Source organism: Dyella caseinilytica (genome assembly GCF_016865235.1).
In the GTDB taxonomy this organism is placed as follows: Bacteria; Pseudomonadota; Gammaproteobacteria; order Xanthomonadales; family Rhodanobacteraceae; genus Dyella_B; species Dyella_B caseinilytica.
The window spans coordinates 2,846,748-2,864,016 of record NZ_CP064030.1; the positions used below are offsets into that span (position 1 = coordinate 2,846,748).

Sequence of the window (17,269 nt, forward strand, 5' to 3'; positions counted from 1 at the left end):
GGACAGTCTCCTCGTCAGTGGTACGGCGTTACGGCACAGGCATTATGCCACCCGCCTGCTACGGCGCAGGCGGTGGCAGTCGGATGTGAATCTCATTGTCACGCCGGGCGGCGTCCTCATCGCCCCGCCACTACGAAACCCGCAAGAAGCGACATTTTTCTATTTATATCAACAATTTGTGCGATGTAACAACCTGTTACAAAGTCGCCGATTGCGGACATAGCCAGGTTACGAGTCGGGACCAAGCTGTTGGTCAAGCGCAAGGCATCCAGCGCTCACCCCCTTCCCTTCTGAGTAACCGTCATGTCGCACATCTTTCAACACGCTCATTCGGTCCACATCCCGGGATTTCTGCCACTGGCCATGATCACGGTGGTGGTTGAAATGCTGTGGCGCCTGCTGGTCGTCAGCAAGGGTTACAACTTTCGCAGCGCGGGCAGCACCTTGCTGATTGCCCTGGGCCACACACTTACCGACGCGTTGACGGCGCTGGCTCTCGCGCCGGTGTTTGCATTGGTATGGCATTTCGCGCCATGGCATTTCTCGATGCATGACTGGCGTGTCTGGGTCATCGGCTTCTTTGTCGTGGAGTTCGCCTACTACTGGTACCACCGTTTTAGCCATGAAGTGCGCTGGTTGTGGGCCAGTCATGCCGTGCATCACACGCCGGAAGAGATGACCTTGCTCTCGGCCATTCGCCTGGGATGGACAAACCTGATCTCTGCCGGTTGGCTGGTGTATCTGCCTGTGATGGCGCTGGGCTTCGATCCGCGCATGGTCATCATTCTGCTGGCGCTGGATCTCCGCTTTCAGTTCTTCCTGCATACCGAGGCGCGAATCAACCTCGGTCTGCTGGAATGGATTCTCAATACACCAACGCATCACCGCATTCATCACGCCTCGAATGCACCGTATATCGACAAGAACTACGGTGGTGCGCTGATTATTTTCGATCGGATGTTCGGCACGTTCGCCGCCGAACGCAAGGACGAGCCGCTGCGCTATGGCCTCGATCACCCGCTTGGCACGCATAACCCACTTGGGCTCGTGTTCGGCGAATGGCGTCGCTTACTGACCGATCTGCGACGTGCGCCTAACTGGTACGCCGCCGCACGCATCGCGTTAGGTCGTCCTTGATCTTGCTTATCCATCGCGGTGTTACCGCATGACATTTCCCTCTAACTACGAGAACTCATCATCATGAACAAGACACGTTACATATTCGCCATGTTATTGGCCGTTGGAATCGGCACCTATTTTTCTTCCGCACATGCCGGCGCGGCGGTAGTCACTCGTTCCACCACGCCGAACTACAGCGTCACCACGGTGCGTACGACTGGATCCTATGTCGTCTACCCCGCTCCCTGTTGCTATAGCAGCGTCGTGGTGAGAAGCGTCCCTTCAACAGTCACCGTTAAATCGGTTTCTCCGCCGCCACCGTCGGTCCGGGTGGTCTATGCAACACCCGTTGTAACGACGTATCCAGCGCCGAAGGTGGTCTATATGCCCACCACGTATTACTACGTGCCGTAAGGAAGGATGAAACTGCCAATGATTACGTCAATGATCAAAAGAAATGCATTGCGGTGCTTGTTGCCTGTGCTTTGCATGGTTGGTATGGCGGGCTGTGTTACCAACTCGCCGGTTCAATATCGCGGCCTGGATTCCACCGCACAACTGACCCCAAACTTGCAAAGTCAAAACACACATATCCCGCTCTACTACTCAGTACCGGACGCGCATCTTTCCAAGTACACCCAAGTGATACTTGATACGGTGACGGTCTACGACGGCGAAGATCAGCAGTTTGGCAAGCTGAGCGCAACCGAACGACAACAGCTCGCCGGTTACATGCAGATGCAATTCAGTCAAACACTCGGGAAGAAATATGTACTGACATCGGCGCCCGGTCCCGACACATTGAGGATCCATCTCACCTTGACCGGCGCTTCCGCCAGCGTGCCGGTACTGAGCACAGTCAAGCAAATCCTGCCGGTCGGTGCGGTGCTGGGCACGTTGAAGAGTGCCGCAGACAGCCCCTCCAGGTCTCTCGGATCAGTAACCTATGCCGTAGAAATCTATAACAGTCAAAGCAATCAATTATTGAGGGCGTTTGTCGCGAAACAATACCCAGCAGCCGAAAACATCTCCGCCAGTTTGGGCACCTTAAGTGCCGCCGAAACCGGTATCGAGAAAGGCGCCAAGACGTTGTTGACGCAGCTTGAGTGAAGATAAGGGTCGTTGGCTTCGACTGTCACATTCAACTTAATCGTAAATCCGTACCGATTTCGAACTGACACGAAAGTTAGCTCACGGCCTCAGTCAGCCCCCTTTCCATTCTCGAAATCAACGAGCATTCCATCGAGCGGCGTCTCGTTTTTGCGAAGACCTAGGGTACGTCCTTCGCCTCCGATGACCCGGAAGTGATCAATCACATAGGGAATGCCTTCACCAGTGAGCAAGGAGGTTTCCGTCGTCACCTCGAAGTGTAAGTGCGGTTCGCGTGCATCCCCGGAAGCACCGATGTGAGCAATGGCTTCGCCCGCTCGAACGCGCTGCCCTTTCTTCACCTGAATGGTGCCGGCCTTCAGGTGATAGTAATGCGCAAACTGTCCATCGCCGAGGTCAAGGACAATAGTATTGCCACCAGCATTGTCGAACGTCACCGGTTGCGCTGGATGAAAATCACGATTATGCCCGGGCGGGTTATCGGGTAGTCCATCCCGCACATATACGACGGTGGCATCGGCAACGGCGAGAACAGGTTTGTCGTATGCGTAGTACGACCGATCGGCGTGAACGTCGCCATGATACGGCAGGCCTTGCTCGACTTGTTTCCAATCAATTGCAAAGCGGCGAGAGATCGTCATCGCTCCGCCGACAACGAAGATTCCGCGTCGATGGTGGTTGTCTGGCGCATTGCTCGGACCGTCATCAGCGATCCAATCGGTACCCGCCACAGGTGCACCGAGCACCTTCAATGGAGTGTGTTGCGTGCCTACTGATGCGCCTTCTACGATTTCACCATTGGTCAATGACAAGCGCTGTATGACATGCTCAGGCATGGAAGTCTTGGGCGGCACGGTCACCGACAGAAACAATACCGCCGATCCCCCAGCGTCGACGCTGATGGGCTTCGCCACGTTGCTCATATCCATGACGTCATCCTTGCCAGCTATCCGCACTATCTCATTCAACGGGTGCCCGGCAAAACTCGCCAGTGACGGTTTACCAGCCTGATCTGCATCGAGTATATCCACGTGGTCGAGCGTGATCGGCGCGTCTTCGAAATTCGTGATATGGAGTTCGTACAGAAGATGTTCGCCGTCTTCCGCGGGGAACGCCGTCGGCGCAAAGGGAACCTGTAGCTGGATCTGCGGCGGGAAAGGCGATCGGTCGGTGGGTGCTGATTGGCCCGTCGTATCAGACGCGAATGCCATATGGCATACAGCCGAAGCGAGTAGCGTAACCACAACTCCTGCTTTAGCGCGCGTCGTGATCGAAGTGGCGGCAATAACGGGGCTTTTTTTCATGGCCTTGCACTCTCTTACAAAACGAAAAACGCGGACACGGCGAGTTTGATGATTGAGTGAAGTTTTGACGCGTGCGTGGACGCTGCGCTTCGATGCGTACGACTTGTACCGACAGATATCGGTCGAGGGCAATGTGCTGGAAGGCATGTACGAATGGATTGCAACCCTTTGGCGCCCGGAAGATGTCTGAGGTTCGAAAACTGCAACCGATCGGAGGTTGAACGTATCAGATCAAGAACACTCGATGGGTTGGGCAACATTCACAATGGAGAGGAGAATGAACAGACGTATCTTTGTGGCGAGCATGTTCTTTGCTTTTGCCGCCTCGAATGCGGGCGCCGCGCCACCTGTGGCGTCTAATCCGGAATCATTAACCGACACCATCTTAAAATTGGACGCGAAATTTTTTGATTCGTTTAATAGCTGCAGCGATCCAGATCAGCTTAGAACACATGCAAGCTACTTGAATCCAAACGTTGAGTTTTACCACGACAAAGGTGGTGTCACATGGACGAGACAAGACTATATCGAGAAAACTCGTGAGAACGTTTGCGGTAACTTTCGGCGCGTGCTTACGGCCGGAACTGTGCAGGTCTATCCTATAAATGGATATGGCGCGCTCGAAGAGGGGCATCACACATTCTGTGAGATTAAATCTGGCAAATGCTTCGGAGAGGCCAAGTTCCTGGTCGTTTGGCACCAGACTTCTGATGGATGGGAAATAACCAGAATTTTTAGCTATGGGCACGAAGCCATTAAATGAAAGCGTGCGTTTCTCGAATCCCAATGTCCGCTTCCACCCAAAGCCGACATTGATCAGCACGGGAACCGTTGAGTATGGAACCCCGGGTAATGGATCAAGCCCCCCCCCCCCGAACCTCTTGGAAAACGTGGCCACCGCCCGATACGCGCGCCGCCATCAAAGCGTTCACGTACATGACAAAGCAGAGGGCACTTGACGGGGAATAGTTGTTAATTAACAATAGTTGTATGAATACAACTATTAGCCATGCCGAACGAACCAAGACCCATCCGAACCTCATCCTCGGCATTTGCTGCCTGAGCCTGCTGATGGTTGCGATGGACGTCACCATCGTCAATGTGGCGCTGCCCTCGATCCGTCATGATCTCAGCGCCTCGATATCGGGGCTGCAGTGGGTGATCGATGCCTACACCATGGTGGTGGCGAGCCTGCTGATGCTGGCCGGGTCGATGGCCGACCGCTTCGGACGTCGCCGCGTGTTCCAGACAGGCATGGCGCTGTTTATGCTCGGTTCGTTGCTGTGCAGCCTTGCCCCAGACATTCATAGCCTGATCGCGTTTCGCATTCTGCAGGCGCTAGGGGCAACGATGCTCAATCCGGTCGCCATGTCGATCATTGCCAACACGTTCCACGAACCCAAAGCACGTGCACGTGCCATCGGCGTCTGGGGCGCGGTCGCCGGCGTGGCCATGGCACTAGGGCCGGTAATCGGCGGCGCGCTTACTGAAAGCATCGGCTGGCGTTCCATCTTCTGGGTGAACTTACCCATCGGGGCCGCAGCGATGCTGCTGGCCGCGCGCTACATTCCAGAATCCAAAGCACCACACGCGCGGCGTGTCGACCCGATCGGACAAGTGTTGGTGTTTATCATCCTGGCGACGGTGACTTATGCGGTGATCGAAGGTCCGCACGACGGATGGAGTTCGACGACGATCATCGGCCTGTTTGCCGCAGCCGCTCTTGCGCTGATCGCGTTGCTTATCTACGAACCTCGGCGTCATGAACCATTGATCGATGTGCGATTCTTTCGCAGCGCGCCCTTCAGCAGCGCGACACTGATCGCCGTATGTAGCTTCTCAGCGTTCTCGGGGTTCCTGTTCCTCAATGCGCTGTACCTGCAGGAAGTGCGTGGCCTGTCGGCTTTCCAAACCGGCTTGTGCACCTTGCCGCTCGCGCTGGCGACGATCCTTTGTTCGCCCTTCTCCGGGCGACTCGTCGGCACGTATGGCACACGACCCTCGCTACTGGCCTCCGGTACCGCCACTGTCGTCAGCGCGTTGATGATGACGCAGCTGACCGCCACGACGCCGCTGCCATTGTTGTTGCTGACGTATGTAATCTTTGGTATTGGTTTTGGCATGGTAAACGCACCCATTACTAACACGGCCGTGTCCGGCATGCCCAAGGCGCAGGCAGGTCTCGCCGCGGCAGTCGCCTCCACCAGCCGACAAATCGGCGCATCGCTCGGTGTCGCGCTTGCGGGCACCATCTTGGGCGCGCACGTGCATAACGGCTTCGCCGAGGCCTCGCATCCGTTTTGGTGGCTGATCACCGGTGGTGGTTTTACGGTGTTGTTGCTGGGATGGTTGTCCAACACGCGCTGGGCGCATGACACCACTCGCCACGCGGCGCACTTGTTGGAGGAAACGGCTGTCGGAGCGAAGGCGTGAGGGCTCGCGCCACCAGTGGCAGCGAAGCCGATCGCATCTGGCAAATGTTGGTTGCCCTGGTGTGGGAAACCCGCGGTGAATGGCGCCATAAAATCAGCGATGCCTCGGGCTTACCCTTCAGTCGCGCACGCATATTGTGGCGGTTGCTTGATGCGTCGATGACCCTGAAGCAGATCGTGGATGACACCGGCAGCGATGCGCCCGCCGTCACCGTAGCCGTGAACGATCTTGAAGACCGCGGCCTGGTCGAACGCAATCCTCACCCGGACAACCGGCGCGCGAAACTGGTATCGATCACGTCGTCAGGACAGCAGCTCATCGAAGCGGCACTTCGTGTAGCACGCGACGATGCCCCGCCCGCTATGCAGCGTCTTTCCAAGACCGACCTTGCACACCTTAGCCGCATTCTGGAGCGAATTCATAGCCGCGAACCTTAGAAGATGCCAGTCCTGCCAAACCTGTCGGTCTTCGATTCGGTCACTGTGCAAGCCCTCCCCTCTTTTCAGGCGCACGGCAAGAACGCACTTTTCAGAAGCCCCATGAGCCACGGCATCGGGGCCTGCTCCATCACCCCAGGCTTTCACGGGGCGTAGTTGTCTATGCCCATGCACGCGCTATAAGGCCTGTCCCAGCCGCGCCTCAAGCAATGGGCGAAACGTCCGGCTGACGTGAACACGGTGGCCGCCCCGCAGGATGAGATCAAATTCTCCGTGCGTCGCCGGCTCAAGATGCAAAATGCTGTCGATGTTGACGACGGTTGAGCGATGAACGCGAACAAAGCGGCGCGGATCGAGCCGCCCGACAAGTTCGCCTAGGGCGGCTCGATGAATGACACGCTCACGACCTACATGCAATGCCACATAGACGCCCGCGCTTTCGATGCAGTCAATCGATTCGACGCGGATGAGATCGGTCTTGTCGCGTTCCCGAATAACAATGCGGTCGAGAAAGGATTTGTCCGGGCGACGGTTATCGAGCAGTTTGAGCATGTTCTGCCCGAATTCGTGCACATGCTTGTCGTCTAGACGTGCCTTTGCTCGGGAGAAAGCCGCCTCCATGCGCTCATCTCCGTACGGCTTAAGCACATAGTCGATGGCGGCCAATTCGAAGGCACGCACAGCGTGCTGATCGAAGGCTGTCACAAATACGGTGACGGGCATTCGCTCGACGCCGATTGTATCGATGACGTCAAGGCCATCGAGGCCCGGCATTTGAACGTCAAGAAAAACGATGTCGGGCTGCTTTTGCAAAATCGTCTCGACGGCGTCGAGCCCATTCTCGGCCTCGATTATTTCGCCGACGTCGGGATCGTCATGCATCAATTCGCGCAAACGCTGACGTGCAGGCTCCTCGTCGTCAACGATGAGAACACGATAAGTATTTCTCTCACTCATCGCTATACGCCTCCGTCACGCTTATGGGTATTGAGACGCGAACAACGGTGCCACCACCTTCGCGTGGACCGATTAGAAGACCTGCATCCTGCGTATGATGGAGCATGGCGATGCGCTCGCGAGTGATCCCCAAACCTAACCCGACGCGATCGTCTGCCCAGTTCTCGCCAAGCCCGACGCCATCGTCTTCGACGGTAATGAACAAAACAGCATCCTCGATCATCGCTCGAACCCAAACGGTGCCCCCGCCCGGTCGAGGAGACAATCCGTGGCGAACCGCATTCTCGACCAGCGGCTGCAGGATAAGGCTTGGCACCATGACGTCGCGAGCGGATGCGGGAACGTCGAGCACGACATGCAAGCTATCGCCAAAACGGGTCTTCTGGATGGCGAGGTAATGGCCGAGGAACTCCAACTCCTTGCCGAGGCGCACCTGCTGCCGACGTCCGGACTCCAGAGAAAGGCGCAACAAATCGCCTAACTGCTCGATCATTCCACGCGCCAGCTTTGGCTGACTGACGACCAGGGAAGAGATGGTATTGAGCGCATTGAAAAGAAAGTGCGGGTCCAACTGCATGCGCAGCACATTCAGACGCGCTTCGGAAAAATTGCGTTCCAGCCGTTCGAGCCTGAGCTGCGAAGCAAGATAGTGCTGACTGTACTGCACCGCCTGCCAGCCACCGACGACGAGCAGATAAACCAGAAGGCTCCAAAGAAAGCCACCTTTCAGGGCTTCATGCAGAGGGCCAAGGCCGATCATGTCCGGCCATGGCATCACACCCAACATCACTTGAAGCGCGGCGCTAACGTAGCTGTAAACCAAAGTTGTCGGAATACCGATGACGATGTGGACAGCAAGCCGCGTTCCCAGGCGATTCACCGCGATGGGCAGGTGTCGGTCCACCGCAACAATCATCGGGACGAGGAGTGCCCACGCCCACCAATCGGCTAACGAGGTACGCAGCACGAACCACCATGCGGTGGTCGACGCAAAACGCGGCATCGCGAAAACCACCCCAACGGCCGTCCAGGCTACCAGGGAGATGAGTACCAGACGCAGCCTGGAATATGAGCCGTTTTCCATACGCTGAGCATGGTTCCGAATCGGGGGCACCTTCGTCCTCACATGCTTGCCGAACGCCTCATGTCATCCTACACGAGCGCTTCGGTCTAGCCCACGCCATCTGATCCAACGTCACCGCCGGGTTGATTCACACTGTCCCGGGATTTGACGAATAGGTAATGGCAACGATGCGCCACCCATCGACGGTCTTGACCAGTTGCCATGTCTCATCGCCACGGTTCTCGACTTTACCATCGATGACAAAGTCAAAATGAAAATAGACCGAAGCCACCGCACCGTCGCTCATGATACGAATGTCGGAATGGCGAGGGTCGAGCGCCGATTTCGTACTTGATACGAAGGACGAAAATCCCTGATAGCTGCTGACGCGGATTTTTTTCACCGAAGCATTCTTCGCCTTCTCAGCCGCGAATCCTTTGTCGGACAACACAGTCACCCACGTGCTTCCTTGGTCGATAAAAAGGGCGGAAACGCCCTTACCATCATGTGTAACTACGGCATGGTGAAACGCATCCATAACGTGCTGAATGTCTGCCACATCCTGGGGCGCCGTAGCGGCCGTGCTATCAGATTGATCCGCTGCGGCGGTGCCGCAACCGAGCATCAGAAGGGTAGCTCCGATAAAAATGATCTTTTTCATAAATGCCTCATTCGATTGTCTGCGCTTTTAAGACAGCTCCCGCGCGGGGATCGCGGTTGCATCACGCACCGGCAGCGCAACGCCATCAAGCCAAGTCCACCTATGGGACACCCTGCCACGCCCATAGACGCGCGTGGCAATGTGCCAAAAATAAGCATTCCCATAGGTGGTAGGGGCGCAAATATGACGAACCGGCCGCAGCATGCCCTTAAACGGTCAAAGACCGGCACCAAGCGGACGATGCGTTTCACATTGAAGGACCTGCCCGCGGGCTCGGAGGCCGCCGAATTCATTAAGCACGTGCACCAGCCGTCTCAGCACGTTTCCAGTCCGCTTTGCATCGTCTCGCGAGACACTGGCGGAACACGTCGTTAGGGTGTGCACACTCGTCCTTCGGTAGATGCACATGCAAAAGCGACTTATTCATTCGGTCTATGCGCTCAGCCTACTCAGCGCCACGTCGGCTTTCGCATCAACAGTCACACCCTTGCAGATTCCGCTGGTTGCCGACGGCTGGCAGGCAAGCGGCAATGCGTCATTCATCACCAGGGAGGCGTTCCCGAACGGCATCCTTCAGGTGACCTCCGAAAGCGAACAAGGTTTTGTCGCGCTGAAAGATAAACACTTCGGCAGTGGCACCATCGAGTTCGACATCAAGCCCGTCGGCGAAGAGTTCCCTGGTATTCGTTTTCACCAGAAAGACGCAGACACCGCCGACATGCTTTATATCCGGGTCAGTCCCGACTGCCCTGCGTCACAGGACTGCCTGCAATACGTCCCTATCATCAAAGGTCGGGTACTCTGGGACGTCTACCCGCAATATCAAGCAGCGGCGCCTTTTCGCGAAAACGAATGGAACCACATCCGGCTGGTCATTTCCGGCGAACGTATGAACGTCTATGTGAACCGGCAAACCGAGCCATCGCTCCGCGTTGCACATATGGAAGGTGATGCGAGTACCGGAACCATCGCGTTCGAAGGAACCGCTTACTACGCCAACTTGACGCTTGCGCCCGGTGTGACCGATGGCCTCGACCCCAAAGCTCCGGCGGACCCTGCTTCAGGCGATCGGCGCTATCTCGTTCGGTGGCGGGGCACCGACCCCGTATCGATGAGCACAACGGACCATCTCAGTATGTCGGACATGCCCTCTTCCGCATCGACTTGGTCGCCGATAACCGCCGACTACGGTGGCCTTATCAACTTGAGCCGACTTTACCCGCCGATATCCAAGCAGGCACCTGCGCAGGTGGTCTGGCTTCGCACCACCATACAGTCCGATCGCGAACAGGTTCGGCATGTGGCCGTCGGCTGGTTGCGCGAGATATGGGTATTCGCCAACGGCAAACCCGTGTTTTCCGGCAAGAACCTTTACAACGTAAAAGGCGGCCGCAAAGCACCCGATGGCCGCCTATCATTAGAGAACGACAGCTTCGATCTTCCTCTTCACAAGGGCGCCAACGAGATTGTCGTGGCCATCGATGGCAACACACCCGACATGAGGGGCCGTTATGGCTGGGGCTTCATCATGCGCATGGATCAAGCTGAAGGCACGACCGAACTGCCAAACGTTCAGCGCTGATCCAGCGCCTTACGCCCAATGGCCGGATCATCGGTAAAGAACGCATCGATACCCGCATCGAGGTAAGCGCGAATCTCGGCGATCGAGCCGGCTTCGTTGAAGGTTTTCGGGTCGCTGCCCTGCCAGAAGTTCTTCGCCTGAAAATGGTTTTCCGGCCGAAACGTATACGGATGCAGTTCGAGCTTCGCGGCATGGGCGTCATGCACCAGTGATGTTGGTTTGCCTAACGTTCCATCGGCAGCGAGTGGAATGATCGCGCGGACATTCGGACCGATCGCATCCGCGTAGCTGGCTACTTCGTGCAGGCCGGCTGGCTTCATCATGTCGCCGTAAGTCAGTTTACGACCGGCGGCGATGACATCGTAGGGTTGCTGATCCTCGTCATCGATCAGCTGAAGCAGGCGGATATTGTTGTGATCCTTGCCGAGTTTGCCGCGCAGATAGCGGAGATTGGTGATTTCGAAAGATTGGATCTCCACCGGCGCGGTGCGCGTATAAGCATGCGCGTCGATGATCGCCAGTACGCGGTCCTCCATGGGCAAACCGATCTTCTGAAAATAAGTGCCGTGCTTGATTTCAGGAATGATGCCAATCACCCGGCCACTTGTCGCCGATTCGGCAGCGACAAAGTCGATGATTTCGTCGAAGGTTGGAATCGGGAACTGGCCATCATAGGCGGTGCTGCGAAACTCCGGGAGGCGCTCACGAGCACGGAGTGTTTTCAGTTCGACGAGCGTGAAATCCTCCGTGAACCAGCCCGTCACTGATTGGCCGTCGATAGTCTTTGTTGTCTTGCGGCTGGCAAATTCCGAATGAGTGGCGACATCAGTGGTGGCGCTGATGTCGTTCTCATGGCGCGCCACCGGCACACCATCCTTGGTCATCACCAGATCCGGCTCAATGAAATCAGCACCATCGGCTATCGCCTTGCCATAAGAAGCCAACGTATGCTCCGGTCGCCACGCGCTTGCACCACGATGGCCGATGACCAGCACTTTGGCGGCAATGGCCTTTTCATTTGCATGCGGGAGCAAAGACATGACCCGTGACCCGGTAATAAGCGGCGATGTAAGAAAGCATAGCGCTTTCATCGCGGTGCTCCCTTGTCGACCTTCTCACCCTCGCGCCGTGGCGGCGGCAGTTTTCTTGTCAGGCCACAAATTCGGAATTTTCTGATTCGGCTACCCGGAGCAAGCTTTCACACTGTCGCCACTGAGCACGAATGTGACGGCAGCAGGTATGACTGCCATGACATACGTGTCATCAGTTCCCGCATGTAACGTGAGCCTGCGGTGATACACACAGCGGTTTTGCATGGATTCTCCTCCCCCTTTGGATCCGGGCCGCCAAGTACTTTCCTTTGTAAGTGTGGGGTACGCCAGGCATGGCTTCTTCAGAGACATGCCTGGCTTTTTTTTGAGCGAAGTTTCCATTCTCCAAACTCTTCCGGAGCACTATCCATGGCATCTCACGGCATTATCGCTTGGCTGATCATTGGCGCCATCGCCGGCTGGCTGGCCGGTCAATTCATCAAGGGCGGCGGGTTTGGTTTGTTGGTCGATATCCTGGTCGGCATCGTTGGCGCCTTTGTGGGCGGTTGGCTGGCCGGTCTGCTGGGCATCAGTCTGGGCGGCGGCTGGATCGCTTCCATCATCACGGCCACGGTGGGCGCGGTGATCCTGTTGTTCGTGGTACGACTCGTCAAACGCGCCTGAGCCACACCAAAAACCGACGCTTCACATGCAAAAAAACCTCCCGTGCATGCACGGGAGGTTCGAGGCTCACGTTAACCGGAAACCGCAGATCAGTGCTTCTGCTTGTAGATATCGCGACTGTTGCGATTCTCGGACTTGTTGAGGTTGTGCTGTTCCTGCTTAGTCAGATGACCGTCGTGCTTGGCTTCATCCACGCTTTCACGACGGGCGATGTTGGCATCGCGGGTCTCGTCATGATCGGCTTGCTTGGCGCTCATGGTGCCGTTCTTCAAACCGTTGTTGATGCGGTTCTGCTGGTTGTTCAGACGGTTGTTGACCTCATTGACGCGCGGATGCCCCGGAACATCAGACTGCGTCTGCGCCATCACCTGGCCCGAGACCATCGCTGCACCGATGATCAGGCCCATGAGGGTAAGTTTCGACTTTGCATTCATGGCAAATTCCTTGAATTAGCGGACGTTACGTTTTGGAATCTGCCGCCTCACCGTTGCCGGAGAAAGCGGCATGGATGCGTCGAGTGGGGTCATCGGATCTTCTGTGTTGTCTAGCCGATGGTGTCTCCTCCAGCGTCCTGCTCCATCGCGTGCCCCCTTGCCTCCCGCAATCGCCATGAACGAGCGGATGTGGCCTGCGTTGACAAGCGTCTTAACTGGAACCGGTTCGATTCAGCCAATGCATACCTTTGTGTACATGGCCTGTCGTAAAGCCGCCGCGTCTTTCATTCGGCTGACTTAACCGGTCCGGTGGACGATTGAAATTTTGTGCACTGCGGCTATTCCCAGGCCTTTCTAGCCCGAGCCACCAAGGCCCCACCGCGTGCTTACGCGCGGGGACCGCCTCACCGGGCTGGCATCAGACGGTAACCACGACCTTACCTATCTGCTGGTTCGATTCCAGGAACCGCGTTGCGTCTTGGATCTCGTCGAATCGGAAGGTTCGGGAAATCAGCGGAGCGAGCACACCTGATTGCAGGCCATCGGTAATGAATGCCTTGGCTCGCTCAAGGGCAGCATCGTCGGCCACTACTTCTGTATAGAGGTAGCCCCGGATAGTCAGGCTCTTACCGAGCACGGCAAATTGCGGAAAGGGACCTGTCTCGGAACTTAGCGCGCCGTACTCAAGCAAGATTCCACCGACCGCCATGCACTCGGTGAGCGTGGCGATCGCAGGTCCCCCAATGGGATCGAACACAACCCGCGCCCCTTGGCCGCCGGTGATCTCACGGACGCGGGCAACCAGATCTTCTTCGGCAGTGGCAATCACATGATGTGCACCTGCATCACGTAGTGCTTGTGCCTTGTCACTGGTGCGAGTTGTCGCAATCACGGTAGCTCCCACGCTACGCGCGACCTGGAAGGCAGCGATGCCCACACTGCTCGATGCGGCGGAGACGATCAACGTGTCTCCGGCATGCAAGCCCGCCTGCTCGATCAATGCACCCCAGGCCGTGATGTATTGCATCCAGCTGGCCGCTGCTGCCTCGAAGGACAAGTTGGTCGGATGTTTCACGACGTACCTGACCGGAATATTGATGACCTCGCCATAGGTCGGCCAACACGACATATCAAGCGTCGGAATAACGCTGACCGCATCACCGACGGCAAACGCACCGACATCCGCACCCAGCGCTCGAACGACGCCAGCGGCCTCGTAACCCAATGAGGACGGAAAGACTGCCTCCTGAAGATAAGTACCACTGCGAAACATGCTCTCGGCGCGATTGAGGCCGATCGCACGAACGGCGATCTGCACCTCGTTGGAAGCCGGCGGCGGGATGTCGATGTCCTCGATGCGCAGAACGTTCGCATCGCCGTATGCATGAAATCGGATGACACGGGACATGGGGGGAGACTCCTCGAATGGGATAGTTGGCTATTCAGGGCACGGGATTGCGGCGATGCGCATTGGCAAGGCTGTCCGCACCCGCAGAAAGTTAAGCCCCCGGCTCCCGTAGCAAAAGAGCAATAGTAGGTACTTGATTGTTATCTATTTAGATAACTATCCTGATTCATGGATCTCATCAGGCAGCTGCGGATTTTCGTCACGGTCGCCGAGACCCGGAACTTCTCGCGCGCATCTGACATGTTGCGGATGGCGCGGCCAGGCATAACCAAGGCGATCAGCGAGTTGGAAGCGAGCCTGGGCGCACGCCTGCTCCATCGCACAACCCGCCGAGTCAGCCTGACAGGTGAAGGCGAATCCCTTTACGAGCGCGCCACCGGGCTTCTTAGCGATGCCGCCGCCATACGGAATCTGTTTGGCGGAAGCGAAGAGCATCCGGCTGGCCGACTTCGCGTTGACGTTCCCGTGGCGGTCGCCAAGCCGCTGCTAATCCCCGCACTGCCGGAATTTTCCGCTGCGTATCCAGATATCGAGATCATCCTGGGCGTCAGCGACCAGCCGGTTGATTTAGTCGCGGACGCGATTGACTGCGTGCTTCGCATCGGCGCGCTGCCTGTTACCAGCATGATCGCTCGTCAGTTAGCCACCATCACGATGGTTATCTGCGCCTCGCCGAACTATCTGAGCGCTCACGGTACGCCTCGGCGACTGGAAGAGCTCGCACGCCACAAGGCCGTGAACTACTTCTCTGGACGTGGCCATCGGGCTATCCAGTGGCACATGCCAAAGCATGGAGAAAAGCACGAACTAGCCGTTCCTAGCACCATGATGGTCAACGACGCCGAGGCGCTTGTGGCCTGTGCCTTGGAGGGCATGGGACTGATCCAGGTGCCGGAGCTTCTGGTGAGTGAGCATCTCGCGAATGGACGATTGATTCATGTACTTCCGTCGGTGTGCGACGACCTATGGCCGCTGTCGATCATGTATCCGAACCGTCAGTACCTGGCGCCTCAGGTAAGAGTGTTCATCGACTGGGTCGCTCGACTCGTGGAGAGGAAGCGCGGCGCGATGTTGCACCCCATTTAAGCCGACGCATCGTCACGGGCTCACTCATCCTTTAGGCGCGCTTGATGTCCGCGCAAACCGTTCGTACGCAGGCGCTTCCGGGCAAATACGCAGAAGCTCGACAAAGATGGAATGGTGCCCCCGATACGATTCGAACGTACGACCTTCCCCTTAGGAGGGGGACGCTCTATCCAACTGAGCTACGGGGGCATGGCTTGGTGTGCCTGACGGGCGGCGATTTTGGCATGGATCGGCGGCGAGCGCGATCTGGCCAAATCGGACCCTCCCTGCGCCCCCTGTTAGAATAGGAATTTCCCCATTCAAGGCGCCAGCCGGCGCCACGACTCAGGAGTACGCATGTCGCACGAAATCCTCAAGGCGCTCGGCCTTACCGGCGAGCAGTCGGGCACCTATCTCGGCAACGGCGAGTGGTCAAAAACCACCAACGCGGGCACCCTGCAGCCGGTGAACCCGGCTACGGGCGAGGTGATCGGTACTGTGCATGCGTCCAGCGCCGCCGATTACGAAATCATCGTCAAACGCGCCCAGGAAGCTTTCAAAGTGTGGCGCACCACTCCCGCTCCGCAGCGCGGCGAAGCTGTGCGCCTTTGCGGCGAAGCGTTGCGCAAGCACAAGGACGCGCTGGGTTCGTTGGTCGCGCTGGAAATGGGCAAGATCAAGCCCGAAGGTGACGGCGAAGTGCAGGAGATGATCGACATCGCCGATTTCGCCGTGGGCCAGAGCCGCATGCTCTACGGCTACACCATGCATTCGGAGCGCCCGGGCCACCGCATGTATGAGCAATACCAGCCGCTGGGCCTGGTTGGCATCATCAGCGCGTTCAACTTCCCGGTGGCTGTGTGGGCGTGGAATGCGATGCTGGCCGCCATCTGCGGTGATATCTGCATCTGGAAGCCGTCGCCGAAGACGCCGCTGTCGGCGATCGCCACGATGAAGATCTGCAACGAAGCGCTGAAGAACGCTGGCTTCCCGGACTTGTTCTTCCTGTTCAACGATGCCAGCACCGAGCTGTCGCAGGTGTTCGTGGATGACCACCGCATTCCGCTGATCAGCTTCACCGGTTCGACCAAGGTGGGCCGTCACGTGGGCGAGCGCGTCGCCAAGCGCATGGGCCGTTCGCTGCTGGAACTGGGCGGCAACAACGCGATTATCCTGGACGAAAGCGCGGAGCTGAAGTTGGCGATTCCCGCCATCGTGTTTGGCGCAGTCGGCACCGCGGGCCAGCGCTGCACCACCACGCGCCGCCTGTTTGTGCATGAGTCGATCATCAACGAGGTCACCGACAAGCTGGTCACCGCCTACAAGCAGGTGGAAGGCAAGATCGGTGACCCGACCCTCGCCACCACGCTGATGGGCCCGCTCAACAGCAAGGAAGCGGTAGGCGCGTATCTCGCGGCGGTGGAAAAGGCCAAGGCCAGCGGCGGCACGGTGCGCACCGGCGGTGCGGCACTGACCGATCGCAAGGGTAACTTTGTGCTGCCGACCATCGTCACGGGTCTGAAGAACAGCGATGAAGTGGTCCAGACGGAAACCTTCGCACCGATCCTCTACGTGATGCCGTTCAAGACGCTGGATGAAGCCATCGAGCTGCAGAACAGCGTGCCGCAAGGCTTGTCTTCGTCGATCTTCACGCAGAACCTGAAGTCGGCCGAGCAGTATTTGTCGGCGGCGGGTTCGGATTGCGGCATCGCCAACGTGAACATTGGCACCTCCGGTGCGGAGATCGGTGGGGCGTTCGGCGGCGAGAAAGAAACCGGCGGTGGCCGTGAATCCGGTTCGGATGCGTGGAAGGTCTACATGCGCCGCCAGACCAACACCATCAATTACTCGAACGCGTTGCCGCTGGCGCAAGGCATCAAGTTCGATCTGTAAAACGATGATGTAGCCCCTCTCCCCTCTGGGGAGAGGGTTGGGGTGAAGGGTCGCATGTGCCCCGACATCCACACTCGCGCGGCGCGTT

At 57.5% G+C, this 17,269-nt stretch carries 18 protein-coding genes and 1 tRNA gene; 11 read left to right on the forward strand and 8 right to left on the reverse strand.

All coding sequences use genetic code 11. From position 1 onward, the window contains the following. The first annotated feature begins 303 nt into the window (after positions 1 to 303). From ISN74_RS12255 to ISN74_RS12265, 3 genes are all read left to right on the forward strand, one after another. The gene (locus tag ISN74_RS12255; protein ID WP_188801020.1) at positions 304 to 1,137 is read left to right on the forward strand and encodes a sterol desaturase family protein; all 834 of its coding nucleotides are present in this window, start codon (positions 304 to 306) and stop codon (positions 1,135 to 1,137) included. 63 nt (positions 1,138 to 1,200) lie between these two features. Next, positions 1,201 to 1,533, forward strand: a complete 333-nt coding sequence (locus ISN74_RS12260; RefSeq protein WP_188801021.1) for a hypothetical protein — start codon at positions 1,201 to 1,203, stop codon at positions 1,531 to 1,533. Positions 1,534 to 1,539: 6 nt separating this feature from the next. Then, positions 1,540 to 2,229: a DUF3313 domain-containing protein gene (locus tag ISN74_RS12265; RefSeq protein WP_188801022.1), complete on the forward strand. Its 690-nt coding sequence runs from the start codon at positions 1,540 to 1,542 to the stop codon at positions 2,227 to 2,229. An 89-nt stretch (positions 2,230 to 2,318) separates the two neighbouring features. On the opposite strand, the gene ISN74_RS12270 is transcribed toward ISN74_RS12265, so the two are convergent. Then, entirely contained in the window at positions 2,319 to 3,533 is a 1,215-nt protein-coding gene (locus ISN74_RS12270) for a M23 family metallopeptidase (protein ID WP_188801023.1), read from the reverse strand. 52 nt (positions 3,534 to 3,585) lie between these two features. On the opposite strand from ISN74_RS12270, the gene ISN74_RS12275 reads away from it, so the two are divergent. From ISN74_RS12275 to ISN74_RS12290, 4 genes are all read left to right on the forward strand, one after another. Further along, positions 3,586 to 3,723 carry a hypothetical protein gene (locus ISN74_RS12275; RefSeq protein ID WP_188801024.1) on the forward strand — a complete coding sequence of 46 codons (138 nt, stop codon included), beginning with the start codon at positions 3,586 to 3,588 and terminating at the stop codon, positions 3,721 to 3,723. 87 nt (positions 3,724 to 3,810) lie between these two features. Continuing rightward, positions 3,811 to 4,296 carry a nuclear transport factor 2 family protein gene (locus ISN74_RS12280; RefSeq protein ID WP_229679397.1) on the forward strand — a complete coding sequence of 162 codons (486 nt, stop codon included), beginning with the start codon at positions 3,811 to 3,813 and terminating at the stop codon, positions 4,294 to 4,296. 227 nt (positions 4,297 to 4,523) lie between these two features. Then, positions 4,524 to 5,966: an MFS transporter gene (locus ISN74_RS12285; protein WP_188801025.1), complete on the forward strand. Its 1,443-nt coding sequence runs from the start codon at positions 4,524 to 4,526 to the stop codon at positions 5,964 to 5,966. After that, the gene (locus tag ISN74_RS12290) at positions 5,963 to 6,403 is read left to right on the forward strand and encodes a MarR family winged helix-turn-helix transcriptional regulator (protein WP_203546601.1); all 441 of its coding nucleotides are present in this window, start codon (positions 5,963 to 5,965) and stop codon (positions 6,401 to 6,403) included. Before ISN74_RS12285 ends, ISN74_RS12290 begins: the two co-directional genes overlap by 4 nt. A 177-nt stretch (positions 6,404 to 6,580) precedes the next feature. On the opposite strand, the gene ISN74_RS12295 is transcribed toward ISN74_RS12290, so the two are convergent. The 3 genes from ISN74_RS12295 to ISN74_RS12305 form a co-directional block, all read right to left on the reverse strand. Then, entirely contained in the window at positions 6,581 to 7,360 is a 780-nt protein-coding gene (locus ISN74_RS12295) for a LytR/AlgR family response regulator transcription factor (RefSeq protein ID WP_188801026.1), read from the reverse strand. Then, a complete protein-coding gene (locus ISN74_RS12300) occupies positions 7,353 to 8,363 on the reverse strand; it encodes a sensor histidine kinase (RefSeq protein WP_203546602.1) in 1,011 nt (336 codons plus the stop codon). Before ISN74_RS12300 ends, ISN74_RS12295 begins: the two co-directional genes overlap by 8 nt. A gap of 208 nt (positions 8,364 to 8,571) precedes the next feature. Continuing rightward, positions 8,572 to 9,084, reverse strand: a complete 513-nt coding sequence (locus ISN74_RS12305) for a Cif family virulence factor (protein WP_188801029.1) — start codon at positions 9,082 to 9,084, stop codon at positions 8,572 to 8,574. A 487-nt stretch (positions 9,085 to 9,571) separates the two neighbouring features. On the opposite strand from ISN74_RS12305, the gene ISN74_RS12310 reads away from it, so the two are divergent. Further along, positions 9,572 to 10,666 (forward strand): 3-keto-alpha-glucoside-1,2-lyase-like domain-containing protein, encoded by a 1,095-nt coding sequence (locus ISN74_RS12310; RefSeq protein WP_188801030.1) that lies wholly within the window; start codon positions 9,572 to 9,574, stop codon positions 10,664 to 10,666. On the opposite strand, the gene ISN74_RS12315 is transcribed toward ISN74_RS12310, so the two are convergent. Then, positions 10,657 to 11,706: a glycerophosphodiester phosphodiesterase gene (locus ISN74_RS12315; RefSeq protein WP_188801032.1), complete on the reverse strand. Its 1,050-nt coding sequence runs from the start codon at positions 11,704 to 11,706 to the stop codon at positions 10,657 to 10,659. The genes ISN74_RS12310 and ISN74_RS12315 overlap by 10 nt on opposite strands. Positions 11,707 to 12,126: 420 nt before the next feature. Here ISN74_RS12315 and ISN74_RS12320 point away from each other — a divergent pair, with 420 nt between their 5' ends. Continuing rightward, positions 12,127 to 12,381, forward strand: a complete 255-nt coding sequence (locus tag ISN74_RS12320) for a GlsB/YeaQ/YmgE family stress response membrane protein (protein ID WP_188801034.1) — start codon at positions 12,127 to 12,129, stop codon at positions 12,379 to 12,381. An 89-nt stretch (positions 12,382 to 12,470) separates the two neighbouring features. Here the strand turns inward: ISN74_RS12320 and ISN74_RS12325 are convergent, their stop codons facing one another. Both ISN74_RS12325 and ISN74_RS12330 read right to left on the reverse strand, forming a co-directional pair. Next, the gene (locus tag ISN74_RS12325; protein WP_188801036.1) at positions 12,471 to 12,815 is read right to left on the reverse strand and encodes a hypothetical protein; all 345 of its coding nucleotides are present in this window, start codon (positions 12,813 to 12,815) and stop codon (positions 12,471 to 12,473) included. Positions 12,816 to 13,233: 418 nt separating this feature from the next. Beyond that, complete coding sequence (locus ISN74_RS12330) at positions 13,234 to 14,223, reverse strand: zinc-dependent alcohol dehydrogenase family protein (protein WP_188801038.1); 990 nt, start codon at positions 14,221 to 14,223, stop codon at positions 13,234 to 13,236. 168 nt (positions 14,224 to 14,391) lie between these two features. Here ISN74_RS12330 and ISN74_RS12335 point away from each other — a divergent pair, with 168 nt between their 5' ends. Further along, the gene (locus tag ISN74_RS12335; RefSeq protein WP_188801040.1) at positions 14,392 to 15,309 is read left to right on the forward strand and encodes a LysR family transcriptional regulator; all 918 of its coding nucleotides are present in this window, start codon (positions 14,392 to 14,394) and stop codon (positions 15,307 to 15,309) included. A gap of 112 nt (positions 15,310 to 15,421) precedes the next feature. On the opposite strand, the gene ISN74_RS12340 is transcribed toward ISN74_RS12335, so the two are convergent. Continuing rightward, positions 15,422 to 15,498, reverse strand: a tRNA-Arg gene (locus tag ISN74_RS12340). A gap of 147 nt (positions 15,499 to 15,645) precedes the next feature. Here ISN74_RS12340 and amaB point away from each other — a divergent pair. Further along, positions 15,646 to 17,181: an L-piperidine-6-carboxylate dehydrogenase gene (gene amaB, locus ISN74_RS12345; protein ID WP_188801043.1), complete on the forward strand. Its 1,536-nt coding sequence runs from the start codon at positions 15,646 to 15,648 to the stop codon at positions 17,179 to 17,181. Positions 17,182 to 17,269 lie beyond the last annotated feature (88 nt).

Excerpts from the sequence above, each read along its gene's own strand:
- ISN74_RS12305 (WP_188801029.1), bottom strand. The coding sequence starts at position 9,084 with ATGAAAAAGATCATTTTTATCGGAGCTACCCTTCTGATGCTCGGTTGC.
- ISN74_RS12295 (WP_188801026.1), bottom strand. The coding sequence starts at position 7,360 with ATGAGTGAGAGAAATACTTATCGTGTTCTCATCGTTGACGACGAGGAG.
- ISN74_RS12285 (WP_188801025.1), top strand. The coding sequence starts at position 4,524 with ATGAATACAACTATTAGCCATGCCGAACGAACCAAGACCCATCCGAAC.
- ISN74_RS12325 (WP_188801036.1), bottom strand. The coding sequence starts at position 12,815 with ATGAATGCAAAGTCGAAACTTACCCTCATGGGCCTGATCATCGGTGCA.
- ISN74_RS12260 (WP_188801021.1), top strand. The coding sequence starts at position 1,201 with ATGAACAAGACACGTTACATATTCGCCATGTTATTGGCCGTTGGAATC.
- ISN74_RS12315 (WP_188801032.1), bottom strand. The coding sequence starts at position 11,706 with ATGTCTTTGCTCCCGCATGCAAATGAAAAGGCCATTGCCGCCAAAGTG.
- ISN74_RS12255 (WP_188801020.1), top strand. The coding sequence starts at position 304 with ATGTCGCACATCTTTCAACACGCTCATTCGGTCCACATCCCGGGATTT.
- ISN74_RS12270 (WP_188801023.1), bottom strand. The coding sequence starts at position 3,533 with ATGAAAAAAAGCCCCGTTATTGCCGCCACTTCGATCACGACGCGCGCT.
- ISN74_RS12335 (WP_188801040.1), top strand. The coding sequence starts at position 14,392 with ATGGATCTCATCAGGCAGCTGCGGATTTTCGTCACGGTCGCCGAGACC.
- ISN74_RS12280 (WP_229679397.1), top strand. The coding sequence starts at position 3,811 with ATGAACAGACGTATCTTTGTGGCGAGCATGTTCTTTGCTTTTGCCGCC.
- ISN74_RS12320 (WP_188801034.1), top strand. The coding sequence starts at position 12,127 with ATGGCATCTCACGGCATTATCGCTTGGCTGATCATTGGCGCCATCGCC.
- ISN74_RS12300 (WP_203546602.1), bottom strand. The coding sequence starts at position 8,363 with ATGCCGCGTTTTGCGTCGACCACCGCATGGTGGTTCGTGCTGCGTACC.
- amaB (WP_188801043.1), top strand. The coding sequence starts at position 15,646 with ATGTCGCACGAAATCCTCAAGGCGCTCGGCCTTACCGGCGAGCAGTCG.
- ISN74_RS12330 (WP_188801038.1), bottom strand. The coding sequence starts at position 14,223 with ATGTCCCGTGTCATCCGATTTCATGCATACGGCGATGCGAACGTTCTG.
- ISN74_RS12265 (WP_188801022.1), top strand. The coding sequence starts at position 1,540 with ATGAAACTGCCAATGATTACGTCAATGATCAAAAGAAATGCATTGCGG.